Genomic DNA, 15,836 nt, shown 5'->3' on the forward strand with positions numbered 1-15,836 from the left:
AGACTCAAAAGTTTTTGGAATAAAGGAAAAATAAAAAAAGGAAAATTGATAAGAATGAAAATAATTGACAGATATATTTACAATTCGCTCATATTGCCGTCATTGTTTGGAATAAGCATATTTACATTCATCATGATGCTAAATGTGGTAATGGAAGTTATGGAGCGGCTGTTTGCAAGTGATTTGCCATTTATATCTATAATTGACTATTTGTTTTATGCGATGCCAGGTGTTCTTGTCCAGACAATTCCGATGGGAGCGTTTCTGGGAGTAATGCTTGTTTATGGAGGGCTTTCTGAAACAAATGAGATTGTTGCGATGGAAGGTTCTGGAATAGGGCTGTTTAGAATAATTCGTCCAGCATTTATTTTTGGAGTAATACTTACTCTTATTGGGCTTGGACTTGAGCTTTATGTAAATCCGCGTGCATTGAAAAATATAAATGCCCAGACAAAGCAAATTCTAGCTTCAAAGCCAAATTCACTGTCGGAGGAAAAAGTATTTTTGACAAACGAGGAAAAAGGATTTGGATTTTATATTGACGAAGTAAATAATGAAAAAGCTACGGCTAAAAACTTTCTAATTATAAATAAACGTGGAGATAATCAATATCCGATAATCTTTCTTGCAGAAAATGCAAAATTTGATCCAGGAATCATAAGATTACGGAAAGTAAAGGGATATGCCTTTGATAAGGATGGTAACAGTCAAGTTTCGGCTGAGTATCAGGAGCAGGAAATACCGATTACTACTTTTTTCAGGGAGAATAAGCAGGAAGTGAAAAAAAGCCGTAAGGAAATGAACATAAAGGAATTAAAAGAATTTTACAGACAAAATATAAAAAATCCTGAAGAAAAGGAAACGGCATTAAAGGCACAGGTGGAAATTTACCAGAGGCTTATTGGGCCGCTTGCAAGTACGTTTTTATGCTGGCTGGGAGTATTGCTTTCGGTAGGGCATAGACGAAGCGGAAGAGGAATAAGCTTTGGAATAAGCTTAATCGTTATATTTGGTTATATAGGAATGGCAAGTTATGCAAAAATTATGGTGCTAAAAAATAATGTGCCTGCAAACATTGCAATGTGGATTCCTAATTTTATTTTATTTATATTGTGCATATATTTTTCAATAAAGAAATATAAAGGAAATTAGCGGAAGGAGGAGTATGAATAAATTAGATAAATATATAATTCTAAATTATGTAAAAAGTTTTATTTTGGGAATGATGATGTTTTTTCTAATATTTCTGCTAGCTGAAAGTATTAGTCTTACAGGATGGATTATGGATGGAAAGCTGAAAGGACATGATGCCATAAAATATCTGAGATACGGAACGCCTGAAATTATAACAAATACAGCTCCTCTTGGAGTTCTGCTTGGAAGCCTTCTATGTATAAGCAAGATGGCAAAGCAATTGGAAGTTGCAGCAATGAAGACAAGTGGAATCAGTTTCGCAAGAATAGCCCTGTTTCCAATGATTTTTTCATTTCTTGTAAGTATGGGAGTATTTTGGTTAAATTATGATATTTTAGGAAAATCAAACACTAAAAAGGAAAATTTAAAATCTTTAAAAATTGATAACAAGGAGCCAGTCAAGGAGGAGAAAAAATTTATTTTTGTAAAAATTGACAAAAAAACAGTGCTTTTTAGTGAATATGCAAATAAAAAAACTGGAACAATGGAGTACATCGAAATATTAAAATTTGAAAAGGGATTTAAACAAATTAGTAAAATATACACTTCTCCATTTGCAAAAATTAATCCTAAGACAAACGAGTGGACTTTTAAGGACTTAAAGGAGTACGATGAAAAAACTAATTTAATGAAACCTGCTGATACAAAAAAATTTAAGTTTACTGCAAAAATGGAAGATGTTCTGGCAAGTCCAGTCAAGGCCAAAAATCTGACAATGCCTGAGCTGCGTGAAAAAGTAGTTTATTTTACAAGAGTTGGAGCAGATTCCTTAAATTTGAGAATTGAATTTTATTACAGAATATCGTTTGCACTGGCTTCTTTCGTAATGTGCCTAATTGGGCTTTCGCTGGGGAGTAGGTATGTAAGGGGAGGAGCGGCTGTAAATATCGGATTGTCCGTAATAATTGGTTATGCCTATTACGGTGTCAGCACGATTTTGCGTTCAATGGCAGTAACTGGGACAGTTCCAATTTATGCAGCTTGTTTTATTCCGTTAATTATATTTTTGATAGTTGGAATAAAATTATTTAGGGATTCTGAATATTAATAAATATCAAAATTTAGAAAGGATTGATATGATAGAGAAGATAAAGACAGATAGCGGAATAGAAGTCATTTTTGACAGACTTGAAAGCATTTCTACCTGCTCGGTTGGCGTATTTGTAAAAACTGGCTCAAGGGATGAAAGTGATACGGAGGAAGGTATTTCACATGTGCTGGAGCATATGATCTTTAAAGGGACTCCTAATAGGAATTATTTTGAAATTTCTGATGAGATTGACTATCTTGGGGCAAATATGAATGCACATACAACTAAGGAGGAAACGGTTTTTTATATTAACGCCTTGACACAGTTTCTAGGAAAATCCGTGGATATTTTGTTTGACATTGTTACAAATTCTACGATTGATGAAAGGGAGCTGGAAAAGGAAAAAGATGTAATTGTGGAAGAAATCAAGATGTATAAGGACTCGCCGGATGATCTGGTTTTTGAAATGAATTATGCAGACAGTATAAATGGGCAGTATGGAAAGCCTATTATTGGGACAGAAGCCAGTGTGAAAGGTTTTACTGCTGATAAAATCAGAAAATATTACAAGGAAAGATATACAAAGGACAATATTTTGATTGTTGTTTCTGGAAATTTTGATAAAGAGAAAATTTTACAGAAAATTAATGAGTATTTTGGGAAATTGGCTGATACAAAGGTTAATAGGCATGAAAAAATTGATTTTTCGTTCAATAGTGGGAAAAAGACTGTTTCAAAGGAGATAAATCAGGTTAATATCTGTATTTCTCATCAAAGTGAAGATTATAACAGTAAAAATAAGATATATACAGATATTTTAGCAAATGTTATTGGCGGTTCAATGAGTTCAAGGCTTTTTCAGGAAATTCGCGAGAAAAATGGACTTGCCTACTCTGTTTACACATACAATCAATACTATTTGTCAGGAGGCTTGACATCGACATACATTGGAACGAATCTGGAAAATTATGAAAAAGCGATAGAAATAACACTTTCGGAATTTAAGAAGTTACGGGAAAATGGAGTAACAGAAGTTGAACTTCAGAAGGCAAAAAATAAATATATGAGCAGAATTGCATTTGCAATGGAAAATCCACGTTCAAGAATGGGAATTTTGGGAAATTACTATATTAGAAAAAATGAAATTCTGGATGCAGAAAAAGTAAGAAATCAGGTAAATGCAGTAAAACTGGAAGATGTGAATGAATTTGCGAAAACTAAATATTTAACAGAAAATATTACGGTTCTGGGAAATATTGGCTTACAGTAAGACTGCTTAAAAGCAAGCTTGGAAGTTGCAGCTGTTTTGCTTGGCTCCTTGATTTGTTTAATTTTTATCAGTTTGACTGTGAGGGGGCTTGAGTATATTGAATAAAAAATAAAAATTAGGAGAAAAAAATGTTTCAAAGTCAAAAATTAATTGAACGGATGAAAAATAGTATTTTTCGGATGGATAAGATGATTTTATTAATAGTGTATGCCCTTGTAGCAATCAGTACAGTATTTGTTTACAGTGCGACAAGACAGAATGGAATGGTTATAAAAAATATCCTGTGGATTGGGGTAGGTTCAATATTAGTGCTTATTTTGGCATCTATTGACTATAAAATTGTAAAAAGATATATTTGGCATATTTATGGAATTGGTGCAACTTTGCTGCTAATTGTGCGTTTTGCGGGAAAAAAGACGTTAGGGGCACAGCGATGGATTTCACTGGGGCCATTTCAGTTACAGCCATCTGAATTTGTAAAAGTGTCCATTATTATAATTATAGCCTATTGGATTGTAATAAAATATAAAAGCGGCATTAATAATTTAGCAGAGATTGTCGGCGCAATATTACCTGCATTGCCGCTTATTCTGTTAATTTTGATACAGCCTGATCTGGGAACAACATTAATAACAATTTGTGCGTTTTTATTTATGATTTTTTTGTATGGCGCAAATATGAAGCCGATTTGGATAATAGCGATAGTGGTTATGCTATCTGTTTATCCAGTTTACAGGTTTGTGCTGAGCGATTACCAGAGAACACGTGTTGAAACGTTTTTGCATCCTGAAACTGATAGAAAGGGAAGCGGATGGCACGTAATCCAGTCAAAAATTTCTGTTGGGGCAGGAGGAATAATGGGGAAAGGAGTATTGCAAGGAAGCCAAAGTAGATTGGAATTTCTTCCAGAAGCACAGACAGATTTTATTTTTTCAGTATTATCTGAAGAATTGGGATTTGTGGGATCTTCGCTGGTGCTGCTTCTTTATTTCGGTCTGATTTATGAAATAATGCGGATAGCCCGGATCATACAGGACGATTTTGGAAAACTCATGCTTTATGGATTTTCGGGAGTATTCTTTATGCACGTAATTGTAAATGTGGGAATGACAATCGGGCTTGTACCTGTTACAGGAAAACCGCTTTTGTTTATGAGTTATGGAGGAAGCTCCTTTTTAGCGTCATTTATAATGGTTGGAATAATAGAAAGCATAAAAATTCATAGTAATTAGAAACAGGAGAAAATTTTTGGAAAAAAAGGAAATTGTTGTAGATTCTGAGCTGGAAGGGATGCGGCTGGACAGATATTTGAGAAAAAATTTTAAGGGTGAACCGCTTAGCAGGATTTTTGGAGCAATAAGGGCTGGAGATGTAAGAGTTAACGGGAAAAAGTCGAAGGAAAGCCACAGACTAGTGCTAAATGATAAAATTCTTGTCAAAAATCTGCTTCAGTCAAGTTCAGGGCAGACGGAAAAGGCAAAGGACAAAGTAAGGAAATTTAAAATACAAAAAAGTGAACTTGAAAAATATAAAAAAATGGTTATTTTTGAAAATGAAGATTTTTTTATTGTAAATAAAAAAGAAAAAGTACCAATGCACAAGGGGACAGGGCATAAATATGGACTTGCGGAAGTTTTTAAGGAAATTTATGCAAGTGAAAATATTAATTTTGCAAATAGACTGGATTTTGAAACGTCAGGGCTTGTTATTGGCTGTAAAAATTTAAAGTTTTTGAGGTATATATCTCAGAAGATACGGGATAATGAGGTTCATAAAAAATATTTTGCGATTGTCCATAATAAAAATAAGATTGAAAGTGATAAGAATTTTAGTTTAAAAAATTTTACGATTGAAAATTATTTGACAACGATGGAAAATAAAGTGGCAGTTTCAGAAAAACCGGTTTCAAAGGAATCAAGAAAAAGCATTACGCATTTTAAGCAGCTGGATTTTAATAAATTAAAAAATTCAAAGCAAATATTAAATTTATTAGGAAAAAATAATAAAAATATTGCTCTTTTTGATATTGAACTGATAACAGGGAGAAAACATCAGATAAGAGCACAGTTGGCAAATCAAGGGCTTTTTATCGTGGGAGATAAAAAGTACGGGAAAAAAGATGGAAGTGACAGATTTTTCCTTTGCTGCTACTTCCTTTCTTTTGATAATTACAAGTTTTCAATTTTTGACAAGGTATTTTTTTAAAAGGTATATAATTAGCAAAGTTATTTCTAATAGAAGTGAGGTATTATATAAAATATTGTAACATCTGTTATTTAATTTTAAACACGAGGTGAATAAAATGGGATTATTTTCAAGTAGAAAATCGAAAAATAAATATGTAACGCTAACATCTAAATCAAAATTGACAGTTGATATTGTAGATGATAACAAGTGGAAAAAATGTAATCAATGTAACGAAATTATTTATAATGAGGATTTGAAAAACAATTTAAATATATGTCCAAAATGTGGGACTTATTTTAGATTGACGGCATTTGAGAGGATTGAGCTTTTAATTGATGAAGGTACATTTATGGAGGAGGATATGACTCTTAATTCTAAAAATGTATTAAATTTTCCTCAATATGAAGAAAAATTGGAAGTTGCACGTGAAAAAAGCAGAATGCTGGATGGGGTAATTAGCGGAACAGGGAAAATTAATGGAATAGAAGTGAGCATTGCGGCAATGGAGTTTAACTTTATGGGCGGAAGTATGGGTTCTGTTGTCGGCGAGAGAATTACGAGGGCTTTGGAACGGGGGCTTAAAAAGAAAATACCAGTTGTAATTGTTTCTAGTTCTGGCGGTGCGAGAATGCAGGAAGGAATTTTGTCACTTATGCAAATGGCAAAAACTTCAGGAGCGGTAAAAAAATTAAATGAAGCAAGAATACCGTTTATCTCGGTTCCAGTTGATCCTACTACTGGTGGAGTGACTGCCTCTTTTGCTATGCTTGGTGATGTAATTATAACAGAGCCGAATGCGCTGATTGCCTTTGCAGGGCCTAGAGTTATTGAGCAGACTGTAAATCAGAAGTTGCCAAAAGGGTTCCAGAGAGCAGAATTTTTATTGGAACACGGAATGATTGACATAATTTCAGAAAGAAAAGATTTGAAGACAACAATTTATAGAGTATTGGAAAAATTGGTGTAAATTTAAAAATTTTTCAAACGAAAGGATAAAAATTATGAGTATAAAAGATGAAATTAAGGAATTGGAAGATAATATAGCCGAGTTAAAAAGATTTTCAGCTGAAAGAAGTATTGATTTTTCTGCTCAAATAACGGAACTGGAAAAAAATTTGGAAAATAAATATAAAGATTTTGAAGAAAATGAAATGGATGCCTGGAACAGAATTCAAATTTCAAGAAATCCCAAAAGACCATACACTTTGGATTATATAAATGCATTGACACAGGATTTTGTGGAACTGCACGGGGACAGGCTCTCAAAAGATGACAATGCCATTGTAGGTGGACTTGCGACAATTGACGGATATAAGATAATGATAATTGGACAGCAGAAAGGAAGAGATATTGAGTCAAATATTTACAGAAACTTTGGCATGGCAAGCCCTGAAGGATATAGAAAGGCATTAAGGCTGATGAGAATGGCAGAGCGGTTTAAATTGCCAATTCTAACATTAATTGATACGGCTGGAGCATATCCTGGAATAGAAGCCGAAGAAAAGGGACAAGGAGAAGCCATTGCTAAAAATCTGGCGGAAATGTTTGGATTCCGAGTGCCAATTGTAACAGTTGTAATTGGAGAAGGTGGAAGTGGAGGAGCCTTGGGAATCGGCGTGGCAGACTCAATTTTAATGCTTGAAAACAGCGTATATTCCGTTATTTCTCCAGAAGGATGCGCCTCAATCCTGTTTAACGACTCAACAAAAGCTGCAGAAGCGGCAAAAAGTCTGAAAATGGATGCAATCAGCCTAAAAAGCCTAGGAGTAGTAGATGACATTATAAAAGAGCCGTTAGGCGGAGCTCATAGAAACTTTGAAGAAACAGCCAAAAACCTGAAAGAAGCAGTTGTAAAAGAATTTCAGAGAATAGATAAATATTCACTTCGTGAACTGTTAAAGAGAAGATATGAAAAATATAGAAAAATGGGAGATTTCTTTGAGGAATAAAAAATTTTTAAACATTTATTTTTGGGATTATCATAAACTATTGATAGTCCTTTTTTATTATTTAAATTTTGAATGAGTTTAGTATTAAAACGCTTTTATTACAGCTATAACCTTTAAATTTGATTTCAAAAAATTTCGCTGAAAAGTTGAAAAAAAATAAAAGGAGATATTGATTTTAAGAAAAAATGGGGTATACTATTAAAGTATTAACCAAGAATTTTAAAAATATTATTAATAATTAATTTAGGAGGTAGCAGAAATGGCAACAATGAAAGCTGCAAGATGGCATAATAGAAAAGATGTAAGAGTGGAAGAAGTTGAAGTACCAGAAATCACGAGAGAAAATCAAATCAAAATTGCAGTAAAATATGCAGGAATCTGTGGCAGTGATTTACACGAATATCTAGGAGGGCCAATTTTTATTCCTGCTGACAAGCCGCATCCATATACAAATGAAAAAGCTCCAATTACAATGGGACACGAGTTTTGTGGAGAAGTTGTAGAAATAGGAACTGGAATTACAAAATTTAAAGCTGGAGATAGAGTTACAGTTGAACCAATTTTAGCAAAAAATGGGTTGATTGGAAAATATAACTTAGATCCTAACTTGAATTTTATTGGACTTGCTGGCGGAGGTGGAGGATTCTCTGAGTTTGTAGTTGTAAATGAGGATCAGGCTCATAAATTGCCAGATGAAATTGACTACGAACAGGGAGCATTGACAGAACCTGCAGCAGTAGCAGTTTACGCAGTTAGACAAAGTAAATTCAATACAGGAGATACAGCGGCAGTCTTTGGTTGTGGGCCAATCGGGCTTCTTATCATCGACGCATTGAGAGCTTCTGGAGCAACAGAAATTTACGCTGTGGAAGTTTCGCCTGAAAGACAGGAAATCGCTAAAAAATTAGGAGCAATAATCGTAGATCCTACAAAAGTAAATGCAGTTGAATTTATAAAAGAAAAAACAGATGGCGGAGTAAATGTTTCTTATGAAGTGACAGGAGTACCCGCTGTATTGCAACAATCTTTGGAAGCCGCTGAAAAAGACGGAGAATTAATGGTTGTAAGCATCTGGGAAACAGAAGCCCCAATTCAGCCTAACGAAGTGGTAATTCAGGAAAGAACAATAAAAGGAGTTATTGCATACCGTGACGTATTCCCTAAAACACTAGAATTAATGAAACAGGGATACTTCTCAAAAGATTTATTAGTAACAAAAAGAATTAAATTAGAAGACATTGTAAATGAAGGATTTGAGGCACTTGTAAAAGAAAAGAGCCAAGTTAAGATTTTAGTGTCACCTAAATAATTGTAAAAAAGAGGGCTACCTGAAAATGGATAGCCTTTTATAATTTTTTATTAATTTACAGATTTATATATTTCTCTAAAGTTTTTTAGTTTTTCATCAAGTTCAGCAATTCCCCATTTTCCATTATCTTTTTCTAAATAAATTGTTGTTTTCATAGAAGCATACTTATCGGTTTTTTGGAAGGCTTGTTTCATTGAACTAAGCATTTTTGTTATTATTTTATCAAAGATTTCGTCTTCTGAAAAATTATTTAGATTTTTCATTTCTTTTTCGTTTAGAAAGTTGTTATTCATTAATTCTGAATATTTTTGTAAATTTGTTGTTACATCTGGCGTTTTTATATTTAATGTTACTTCAACAATATCATTTGTAACATATCTTATCTTTTCAACGTCAATTTTGTTTTTATCCATTATATAATCAAACATATCATTATATAATTCGTTCATTTTTTTCTGAAATTTAAGAGAATTTTTTTGACTTATTGCGGGTAATTGAATTTGTTCATCCAACATCCTGGAAATTATAGATTTCATCCCAATTGATACTGCTCGTTTAATTGAATCATAATCCCTTTTAGCTGCAATCTCAATTTCACTGTTATTTTTTGCAATTTCCTGCTGTGATAAAGTAACGCCTTTTTTTAGGACAACTTTGTAATTGGCTGAGAATAGCTGGATTGATAGTGTTAGTAATAGAAAAATTAGTAGTTTTTTCATAGGTAATCAACTCCTTTGGTAGTTTTGTTTGTGAGTTTATTTTAACATATTTTTTTGTATTTTTTTAGAGAGTAAAAAATTTATTTAACATAATACTTTTCTCCATAACTTTGCATAAGTTCCAAAATAGGCAATAAATCTTTTCCTTTTTCTGAGAGGATATATTCTGTCTTTTTTGGGTAAACATCGTATTCCCGTTTTTCTATAAGTTTTTCTTTGATTAAATAGTTTAAATGCTCGATAATCATTTTTTCGTTACTGCCTTTTATTTGATTTTTGAAATCTTTTGTTCTGACTTTTCCGTGTCTTAAAAGCCATAATATGATGACTGTCCATTTTTTTGATAATATTTTTTGAGTTAGTTCCAATGGACAAGTGTAAATTTTTTCTTCCATATAAATTTTCCTTTCAATGAAATTATTTGAAATTTTAAAAAATACCAAATAATCTTGATTTTACTATAATTCTTTTAATTTTTCTATATTTTTTTAGAAATTTTTATAAAATACCATACTCGAATTAGTAGTCCTCCTGTCCATCCTATCGGTGCGGCAATCCAAATTCCGTTGTAGCCTAACGATGTTTTGGAAAGTAAAATGGCTAGAGGTACTTGAAACATACAAAACGAAGTAATGGAGGCTATTAATGGAACTAAGGATTTTCCATAGCCTAGTAGCAATCCATTTAGTATTTGCATTGTGCAGAAAATTACGTAAAATGCTGAAATTATACGTAAATATTGATTTCCTATAAAAATCACTTCGGGATTTCGGTTAAATATTGAAATAAAGAATGCTGGAAAAATAAAAATAATAATTGAGATTATGATGGAAAATGAGATTCCTAAAATTAGGCTATCTTTTCCACCTTTAATTATTCTATCTATTTTTTGGGCTCCATAATTTTGGGCTGTAAAAGTCATCAACGCCTGTCCTAAATTTATGGATGGCAATTCTGCGAAGGAATCAATTCGGGAAGCAGAAATAAAAGCTGCAATACAGTCTGTTCCAAATCCATTTACAAGAATTTGAATGACAATAAATCCTAGGCTGATTAAAACTTGCTGTAACATTGCTGGCATTCCAATAATCAGTATTTCTTTTAAAATATTAAAATTTAAGTTGAAATAATGTTTTTGAAAAATTAAATTTGGATATTTAAATTTTATGTAAAATAAGCAAAGAAAAAAAGAAACAAACTGTGAAATAACAGTTGCAATTGCTGCTCCTGCAACTCCAGAATTTAGTACTGCTACAAAAAATATATCTAGGATAATATTTAAAATCACTGCGGTAATTAAGATGTAAGTCGGCGTTTTTGAATCACCTACGCCTTTTAGCGTATTTGTGAGGGAGTTATAACCAAAAGTTGGAACAACTCCAATAAAAATAATTTTTAAATAGATATTTGCCTCCAGTAACAATTTTTGTGGGACATTAATTAAAATTAAGATATTGCTTGACAGTAAAAAACCTAATGTTGTAACAATAAGAGATAAAACTATGGAAAAAATAAATCCTGTATTTGCCGTGATTTTCAAATTTTCCATATCTTTTGCACCAAAATATTGGGAAATTAGAATGCTTGTCCCTAATGAAATACCTATAGAAACAGCTATTATAAGTACATTAATTTGATAACTTGAGCCTACAGCCGCAAGGCTTTCCTTTCCTAAAAAATTTCCCACAATGATTGTGTCTGAAATATTATAAATCTGCTGAAATAAATTTCCTATTAAAATTGGTAAAGAAAAATAAATTATAGTTTTTAATTCGTTTCCTTTTGTTAAGTCTTTCATCTTTATTTTTTCTCCTTGTTTTTATTTATCTGCCTGTTAATTGATATTTTAACATTTATTTCATTTGATATGAATAACATACTTTTTTGTGAGTATAGTCAGTTCACTTAAAATAGAAGTAAAAATATGTAAAAATTAGATATAGCCTAACCTTCTCTTTTTATTTTAAACTAGAATTATTATATATTTTTTTTATAAAAATAAAAAAAGAGAATGAGGAAATTTTTGTTTGACTTATATTTTCCCGCATTGTATAATAAAATATATTTAAAAAAATGGAGAGTGGAAAAACACTGTTCCATAAGAAATTGATACGGAAAAGAGGTTAAATTTTATGGAAAACGCTATGAAAAGCTTTGGAGAAAATGTCTTTAGGGACAGTAATTTGAAAAAAAGAGTTTCCAAGGCTGTTTTTAAAGAGTTTAAGGCGTCACAACTGGGCAAGACTGAATTGTCGAAGGAAACAGCTGAAGTCATTGCAAATGCTATAAAGGACTGGGCGACTAAAAGAGGGGCAACTCACTACTGTCACTGGTTTCAGCCATTAAATGACTTGACAGCGGAAAAGCATGAATCATTTCTGGAACCTACTGAAAATGAGGAACTTATTTACAAGTTTTCTGGAAAAAATTTGATAAAAGGTGAATCTGATGCATCTTCATTTCCGAATGGAGGGCTGCGTAGCACCTTTGAGGCAAGAGGCTACACAATTTGGGATACAAGCTCATATCCGTTTATAAGAGAAAATAAAAATGGAGTTACGTTATATATTCCTACCGCCTTTATTTCATTTACTGGCGAAGCGTTGGACAAAAAAGTGCCTTTATTAAGAACAATGAAATACATAAGTGAACAAGCGTTAAGAGTTTTACGGGCTCTGGGAAATACTACAGCTAATCACGTATTTAATACTTTGGGAGTGGAGCAGGAATATTTCCTGGTGAAAAAGGACCTGTTTGAAGCAAGAAACGATTTGCTGCTTACAGGAAGAACATTATTTGGAGCGCCTGCACCGAAAGGACAGGAATTAAGCGATCATTATTATGGAAAGATTAAGGAAAATGTAATTAATTTTATGAGTGATGTCGACGTTGAGCTGTGGAAATTAGGAATTCCATCAAAGACAAGACATAATGAAGTTGCTCCGAACCAGTTTGAAGTAGCGCCGCTATTTTCAGTAGCAAACTTGGCCTCAGATCAAAATCAGATAATAATGGAAACTATTGAAAAAACTGCATTAAGGCATGATTTGGTAGCATTGCTTCACGAAAAGCCATTCGCAGGGGTAAACGGTTCAGGAAAACATAATAACTGGTCACTGGGAACTGATGACGGCAAAAATCTTTTCAGTCCTGGAAAAGACATGAAATCAAATACGCAATTTTTAATTTTTGTAGCATCAGTAATCGAAGCCGTTGACAGATATTACCCAATGTTAAGATATGCAACTGCAACTGCAACAAATGATCACAGACTTGGAGGGCATGAAGCGCCGCCAGCAATCATCTCAATCTTTTTAGGTGATGAGTTGACAACGATTTTTAATAATATTGCATACAAAAAAGACGCACCTGTGTCAGAATCATCAAAAGTAAATTTGTCAGTTGATGTGTTACCGACATTCAGTATGGATGCGGGAGATAGGAACAGAACTTCACCATTTGCATTTACTGGGAATAAATTTGAATTTAGAATGCCGGGATCAAGTTCCACGCCTGCAACTTCTGCCGCTGTGTTAAATGCCATGGTAGGAAAAGTGTTATCTGAATATGCTGATAAATTGGAAAAAGCAACTGAAAAATCATTGCCGAAAGTAGCAAATGAAATCATTGCAAATGCCTATAAAAAACATCACAGAATAATTTTCAATGGAAACGGATACAGCGACGAATGGGCAAAAGAGGCTAAAAAACGAGGACTTACAAACGAAGTGGCTTCAAATACGGCGCTTAGAAAGATGATAGATAAAGATGTGCTGGAATTGACTCAGGAAATTGGAATGCTTTCTGAACAGGAATCCATCGCAAGATACAATGCCTATGCAGAAAGATACGTAACGCAGTTAAATATTGAATCAAGAACATTAATTAACATTGCAAATAAAAGTATTTTGCCATCTGGATTAAAATATGCAAACTTACTGGCTGATCACATTGAAAAAAATTCAAAATATGGAAAGGCTTTTATAAAGGAACAGGAAGAAATATTAAAGGAAGTGCTGACAAATATTATCACTTTGAGAAAAGAAGTAAAGTCACTTGAAAAGGGAATTAACAGAGTTAAAAATGAAAAAGATCTGGGAAAACAGACAGATTTGGCAAAAGAGAAATTAGTAACGGGACTAGAGGCATTGAGAATTCCTTGTGATAATTTGGAAAAAATTATTGATAAGGAATATTGGAGTTTCCCGACTTATACTGACTTGCTATTTAAGTTATAGTATTGATATTGATAAAAGTGCAGGGACTTTGACAAGTCCTTGCTTTGTCTGTCTTAAAGAATTGCATAGTAAAAGAAAGGAATGTTAGAAATGATTTTTTTGAAATCACTGGGAAGTATTTTCCCTATTATTGTTATGATTGCGATTGGATATATTTTGAAAAAAAGGCACTGGTTTCATCACACATTTAGTGAAAATGTGTCAAAACTTATTACAAATGTGGCTTTGCCTTGTTCAATATTCTATTCAGTCTTGAAATATTTGAATATGGATGCTTTGAAGGAAGTGTCAAACCGTTTGATTTTTACATTTGCTTCGGTTATTATCGGATATGTTGCAGCTTTTTTTGTAATAAAGCTAGTGAAGATGAGAGAAGGACGACGTGGGGTCTTTTATAATGCAGTAGTCAATGCAAATACAATATTTATTGGACTTCCGCTAAATATGGCACTTTTTGGAGAAGCAGCTTCCAAATATTATTTAATGTATTACATTACAAATACTGTGTCAATCTGGACTTTAGGGTATATGCTTCTGGCAGGTGATTCGTTGGAAGGTAATGAAGATGAGAAAAGTGGGTTTAATCTAAAAAAGTTGTTATCACCTCCACTTATTGCTTTTGTAATAGCCTTTATTGTACTTTTGTCAGGCATAAAAGTAATAACTCCGATTGTGGAAACTACAAAATATCTTGGAAGCGTTGTAACACCTCTTGCATTGCTTTATATTGGAATAGTGCTGGCAGATGCGGGACTTCACAGTATCCGGTTTGATTTGGATACGAACTTGGCTTTACTTGGAAGATTTGTATTTTCATCAATTGTCATGATTGTGTTATTGAAAATTGCTGGACATTTTGTGCAGCTAAATGACCTGGAAATAAAGACGTTTGTGATACAGTCGGCGGCACCAGTGTTTGCAGCATTACCAATTTTGGTTAATGAAACTAATGGAGATATTGGATATTCTACAAATGTAGTTACAACAAGTACAATTTTATTTATATTAGTAGTGCCTATTCTGATGAGTATTTTAAATATTATACATATATAAATCTGGAAAATCATTAATTTGATTTTCTTTTTTGTGTAAAAACTTGATTTTTTGTTATATCTTGAAATTAATAAAAAAATATGGTAAACTTTTATTAGTGATATACGTTAATAAAAATAAAAGATAAAATAAAACTTATAAAAATAATATTAAAAGCATTCACACATTATTTTAAAACATAAAACTATATTTTTTGAAATTAATTTATAAGTATATTTTTATAAAATATTTATGTAACAAACTTCTTTAAAATCAAACTCAAAAAATGTTGCTTGCTGCCAGCTTGATTTTCCAGAGGTTTAAATATAATATAAAATTGTAAACATTAGGAGGAAAAGTGAAAAAATTAATAATACTACTTATTTTATTGGTGTCAAGCATTTCATTTTCAAAAACTTGTAATTGGATAAAAGATCCGAATATATATGTGACTAAGGAAATTGAGCTGATAGGCCGTTCACGTTTGAAAGGGAATGTTTATTGTGATGTGGAACGTGATTTTATGACTTATTATCTCGGACTGGACAATCTTGAAGTAGGATTGGTTTATAATATACGTGAAAGAAGGGAATTGTCTTATGAAAATATTTTTAAAATATTAATTGATTTTGAAAATGATATTGCCAAATTGATTCCTACAAATATTCCGAAAAAAGATGAAAAGAAGAAGCCAAGATACTATACTTTCAGGCTTTATGTCTATGATGCGGCTAAAAAAGATACTTTTATGCTGTTTAAATATATTTTAGATACAAATAAGATTGACGGGGACTGGAAAACATATTATAATAATGAGATTTTCTCAAAAACAAGTGAACAGATGCGGAAAACATTGAAGGACAGCGGATACAGCCCGACTGAAGATATTATATATTAATTAAGGGGAA

15 protein-coding genes are annotated in these 15,836 nt (G+C 32.4%); 11 read left to right on the top strand and 4 right to left on the bottom strand.

The window, feature by feature from the left end; translation table 11 throughout:
• Positions 1 to 54 precede the first annotated feature (54 nt).
• Positions 55 to 1,152, top strand: coding sequence for an LptF/LptG family permease (locus tag HW275_RS08620; protein ID WP_178936134.1), 1,098 nt, complete (start codon positions 55 to 57; stop codon positions 1,150 to 1,152).
• 13 nt (positions 1,153 to 1,165) lie between these two features.
• Entirely contained in the window at positions 1,166 to 2,242 is a 1,077-nt protein-coding gene (locus HW275_RS08625; RefSeq protein WP_178936135.1) for an LptF/LptG family permease, read from the top strand.
• A gap of 6 nt (positions 2,243 to 2,248) precedes the next feature.
• On the opposite strand, the gene HW275_RS12585 is transcribed toward HW275_RS08625, so the two are convergent.
• Positions 2,249 to 2,332: a hypothetical protein gene (locus tag HW275_RS12585; RefSeq protein ID WP_370464349.1), complete on the bottom strand. Its 84-nt coding sequence runs from the start codon at positions 2,330 to 2,332 to the stop codon at positions 2,249 to 2,251.
• Here HW275_RS12585 and HW275_RS08630 point away from each other — a divergent pair.
• The 6 genes from HW275_RS08630 (at position 2,331) to HW275_RS08655 (ending at position 8,939) form a co-directional block, all read left to right on the top strand.
• Entirely contained in the window at positions 2,331 to 3,494 is a 1,164-nt protein-coding gene (locus HW275_RS08630) for a M16 family metallopeptidase (RefSeq protein ID WP_370464350.1), read from the top strand. The genes HW275_RS12585 and HW275_RS08630 overlap by 2 nt on opposite strands.
• A gap of 128 nt (positions 3,495 to 3,622) precedes the next feature.
• On the top strand, positions 3,623 to 4,726 hold the full coding sequence (rodA, locus tag HW275_RS08635; protein WP_178936137.1) for a rod shape-determining protein RodA: 1,104 nt from the start codon (positions 3,623 to 3,625) through the stop codon (positions 4,724 to 4,726).
• 16 nt (positions 4,727 to 4,742) lie between these two features.
• Entirely contained in the window at positions 4,743 to 5,699 is a 957-nt protein-coding gene (locus HW275_RS08640; RefSeq protein ID WP_178936138.1) for an RluA family pseudouridine synthase, read from the top strand.
• A gap of 97 nt (positions 5,700 to 5,796) precedes the next feature.
• Positions 5,797 to 6,648, top strand: coding sequence for an acetyl-CoA carboxylase, carboxyltransferase subunit beta (accD, locus tag HW275_RS08645; RefSeq protein WP_178936139.1), 852 nt, complete (start codon positions 5,797 to 5,799; stop codon positions 6,646 to 6,648).
• 34 nt (positions 6,649 to 6,682) lie between these two features.
• Positions 6,683 to 7,630: an acetyl-CoA carboxylase carboxyltransferase subunit alpha gene (locus HW275_RS08650; protein ID WP_178936140.1), complete on the top strand. Its 948-nt coding sequence runs from the start codon at positions 6,683 to 6,685 to the stop codon at positions 7,628 to 7,630.
• A gap of 259 nt (positions 7,631 to 7,889) precedes the next feature.
• Entirely contained in the window at positions 7,890 to 8,939 is a 1,050-nt protein-coding gene (locus HW275_RS08655) for a 2,3-butanediol dehydrogenase (RefSeq protein WP_304599213.1), read from the top strand.
• A 50-nt stretch (positions 8,940 to 8,989) separates the two neighbouring features.
• Here the strand turns inward: HW275_RS08655 and HW275_RS08660 are convergent, their stop codons facing one another.
• The 3 genes from HW275_RS08660 to HW275_RS08670 all read right to left on the bottom strand — a co-directional run bounded on the left by HW275_RS08660 (position 8,990) and on the right by HW275_RS08670 (position 11,456).
• The gene (locus HW275_RS08660; RefSeq protein WP_178936141.1) at positions 8,990 to 9,658 is read right to left on the bottom strand and encodes a hypothetical protein; all 669 of its coding nucleotides are present in this window, start codon (positions 9,656 to 9,658) and stop codon (positions 8,990 to 8,992) included.
• Between the two features lie 80 nt (positions 9,659 to 9,738).
• Positions 9,739 to 10,053 carry a helix-turn-helix domain-containing protein gene (locus HW275_RS08665; protein ID WP_178936142.1) on the bottom strand — a complete coding sequence of 105 codons (315 nt, stop codon included), beginning with the start codon at positions 10,051 to 10,053 and terminating at the stop codon, positions 9,739 to 9,741.
• Between the two features lie 83 nt (positions 10,054 to 10,136).
• On the bottom strand, positions 10,137 to 11,456 hold the full coding sequence (locus tag HW275_RS08670) for an MATE family efflux transporter (protein WP_178936143.1): 1,320 nt from the start codon (positions 11,454 to 11,456) through the stop codon (positions 10,137 to 10,139).
• Between the two features lie 334 nt (positions 11,457 to 11,790).
• On the opposite strand from HW275_RS08670, the gene HW275_RS08675 reads away from it, so the two are divergent.
• From HW275_RS08675 to HW275_RS08685, 3 genes are all read left to right on the top strand, one after another.
• Positions 11,791 to 13,896 (top strand): glutamine synthetase III, encoded by a 2,106-nt coding sequence (locus HW275_RS08675; RefSeq protein ID WP_178936144.1) that lies wholly within the window; start codon positions 11,791 to 11,793, stop codon positions 13,894 to 13,896.
• Between the two features lie 90 nt (positions 13,897 to 13,986).
• Positions 13,987 to 14,949, top strand: coding sequence for an AEC family transporter (locus HW275_RS08680; protein ID WP_178936145.1), 963 nt, complete (start codon positions 13,987 to 13,989; stop codon positions 14,947 to 14,949).
• 337 nt (positions 14,950 to 15,286) lie between these two features.
• Positions 15,287 to 15,826 (top strand): hypothetical protein, encoded by a 540-nt coding sequence (locus HW275_RS08685; protein WP_178936146.1) that lies wholly within the window; start codon positions 15,287 to 15,289, stop codon positions 15,824 to 15,826.
• The last annotated feature ends 10 nt before the right edge of the window (positions 15,827 to 15,836 follow it).

This window comes from Leptotrichia sp. oral taxon 223, assembly GCF_013394795.1.
Taxonomy (GTDB): Bacteria; Fusobacteriota; Fusobacteriia; order Fusobacteriales; family Leptotrichiaceae; genus Leptotrichia.

Coding starts and splice junctions, on each gene's coding strand:
- HW275_RS08620 (WP_178936134.1), top strand. CDS start 55: ATGAAAATAATTGACAGATATATTTACAATTCGCTCATATTGCCGTCA.
- HW275_RS08625 (WP_178936135.1), top strand. CDS start 1,166: ATGAATAAATTAGATAAATATATAATTCTAAATTATGTAAAAAGTTTT.
- HW275_RS12585 (WP_370464349.1), bottom strand. CDS start 2,332: ATGCTTTCAAGTCTGTCAAAAATGACTTCTATTCCGCTATCTGTCTTT.
- rodA (WP_178936137.1), top strand. CDS start 3,623: ATGTTTCAAAGTCAAAAATTAATTGAACGGATGAAAAATAGTATTTTT.
- accD (WP_178936139.1), top strand. CDS start 5,797: ATGGGATTATTTTCAAGTAGAAAATCGAAAAATAAATATGTAACGCTA.
- HW275_RS08650 (WP_178936140.1), top strand. CDS start 6,683: ATGAGTATAAAAGATGAAATTAAGGAATTGGAAGATAATATAGCCGAG.
- HW275_RS08655 (WP_304599213.1), top strand. CDS start 7,890: ATGGCAACAATGAAAGCTGCAAGATGGCATAATAGAAAAGATGTAAGA.
- HW275_RS08660 (WP_178936141.1), bottom strand. CDS start 9,658: ATGAAAAAACTACTAATTTTTCTATTACTAACACTATCAATCCAGCTA.
- HW275_RS08665 (WP_178936142.1), bottom strand. CDS start 10,053: ATGGAAGAAAAAATTTACACTTGTCCATTGGAACTAACTCAAAAAATA.
- HW275_RS08670 (WP_178936143.1), bottom strand. CDS start 11,456: ATGAAAGACTTAACAAAAGGAAACGAATTAAAAACTATAATTTATTTT.
- HW275_RS08675 (WP_178936144.1), top strand. CDS start 11,791: ATGGAAAACGCTATGAAAAGCTTTGGAGAAAATGTCTTTAGGGACAGT.
- HW275_RS08680 (WP_178936145.1), top strand. CDS start 13,987: ATGATTTTTTTGAAATCACTGGGAAGTATTTTCCCTATTATTGTTATG.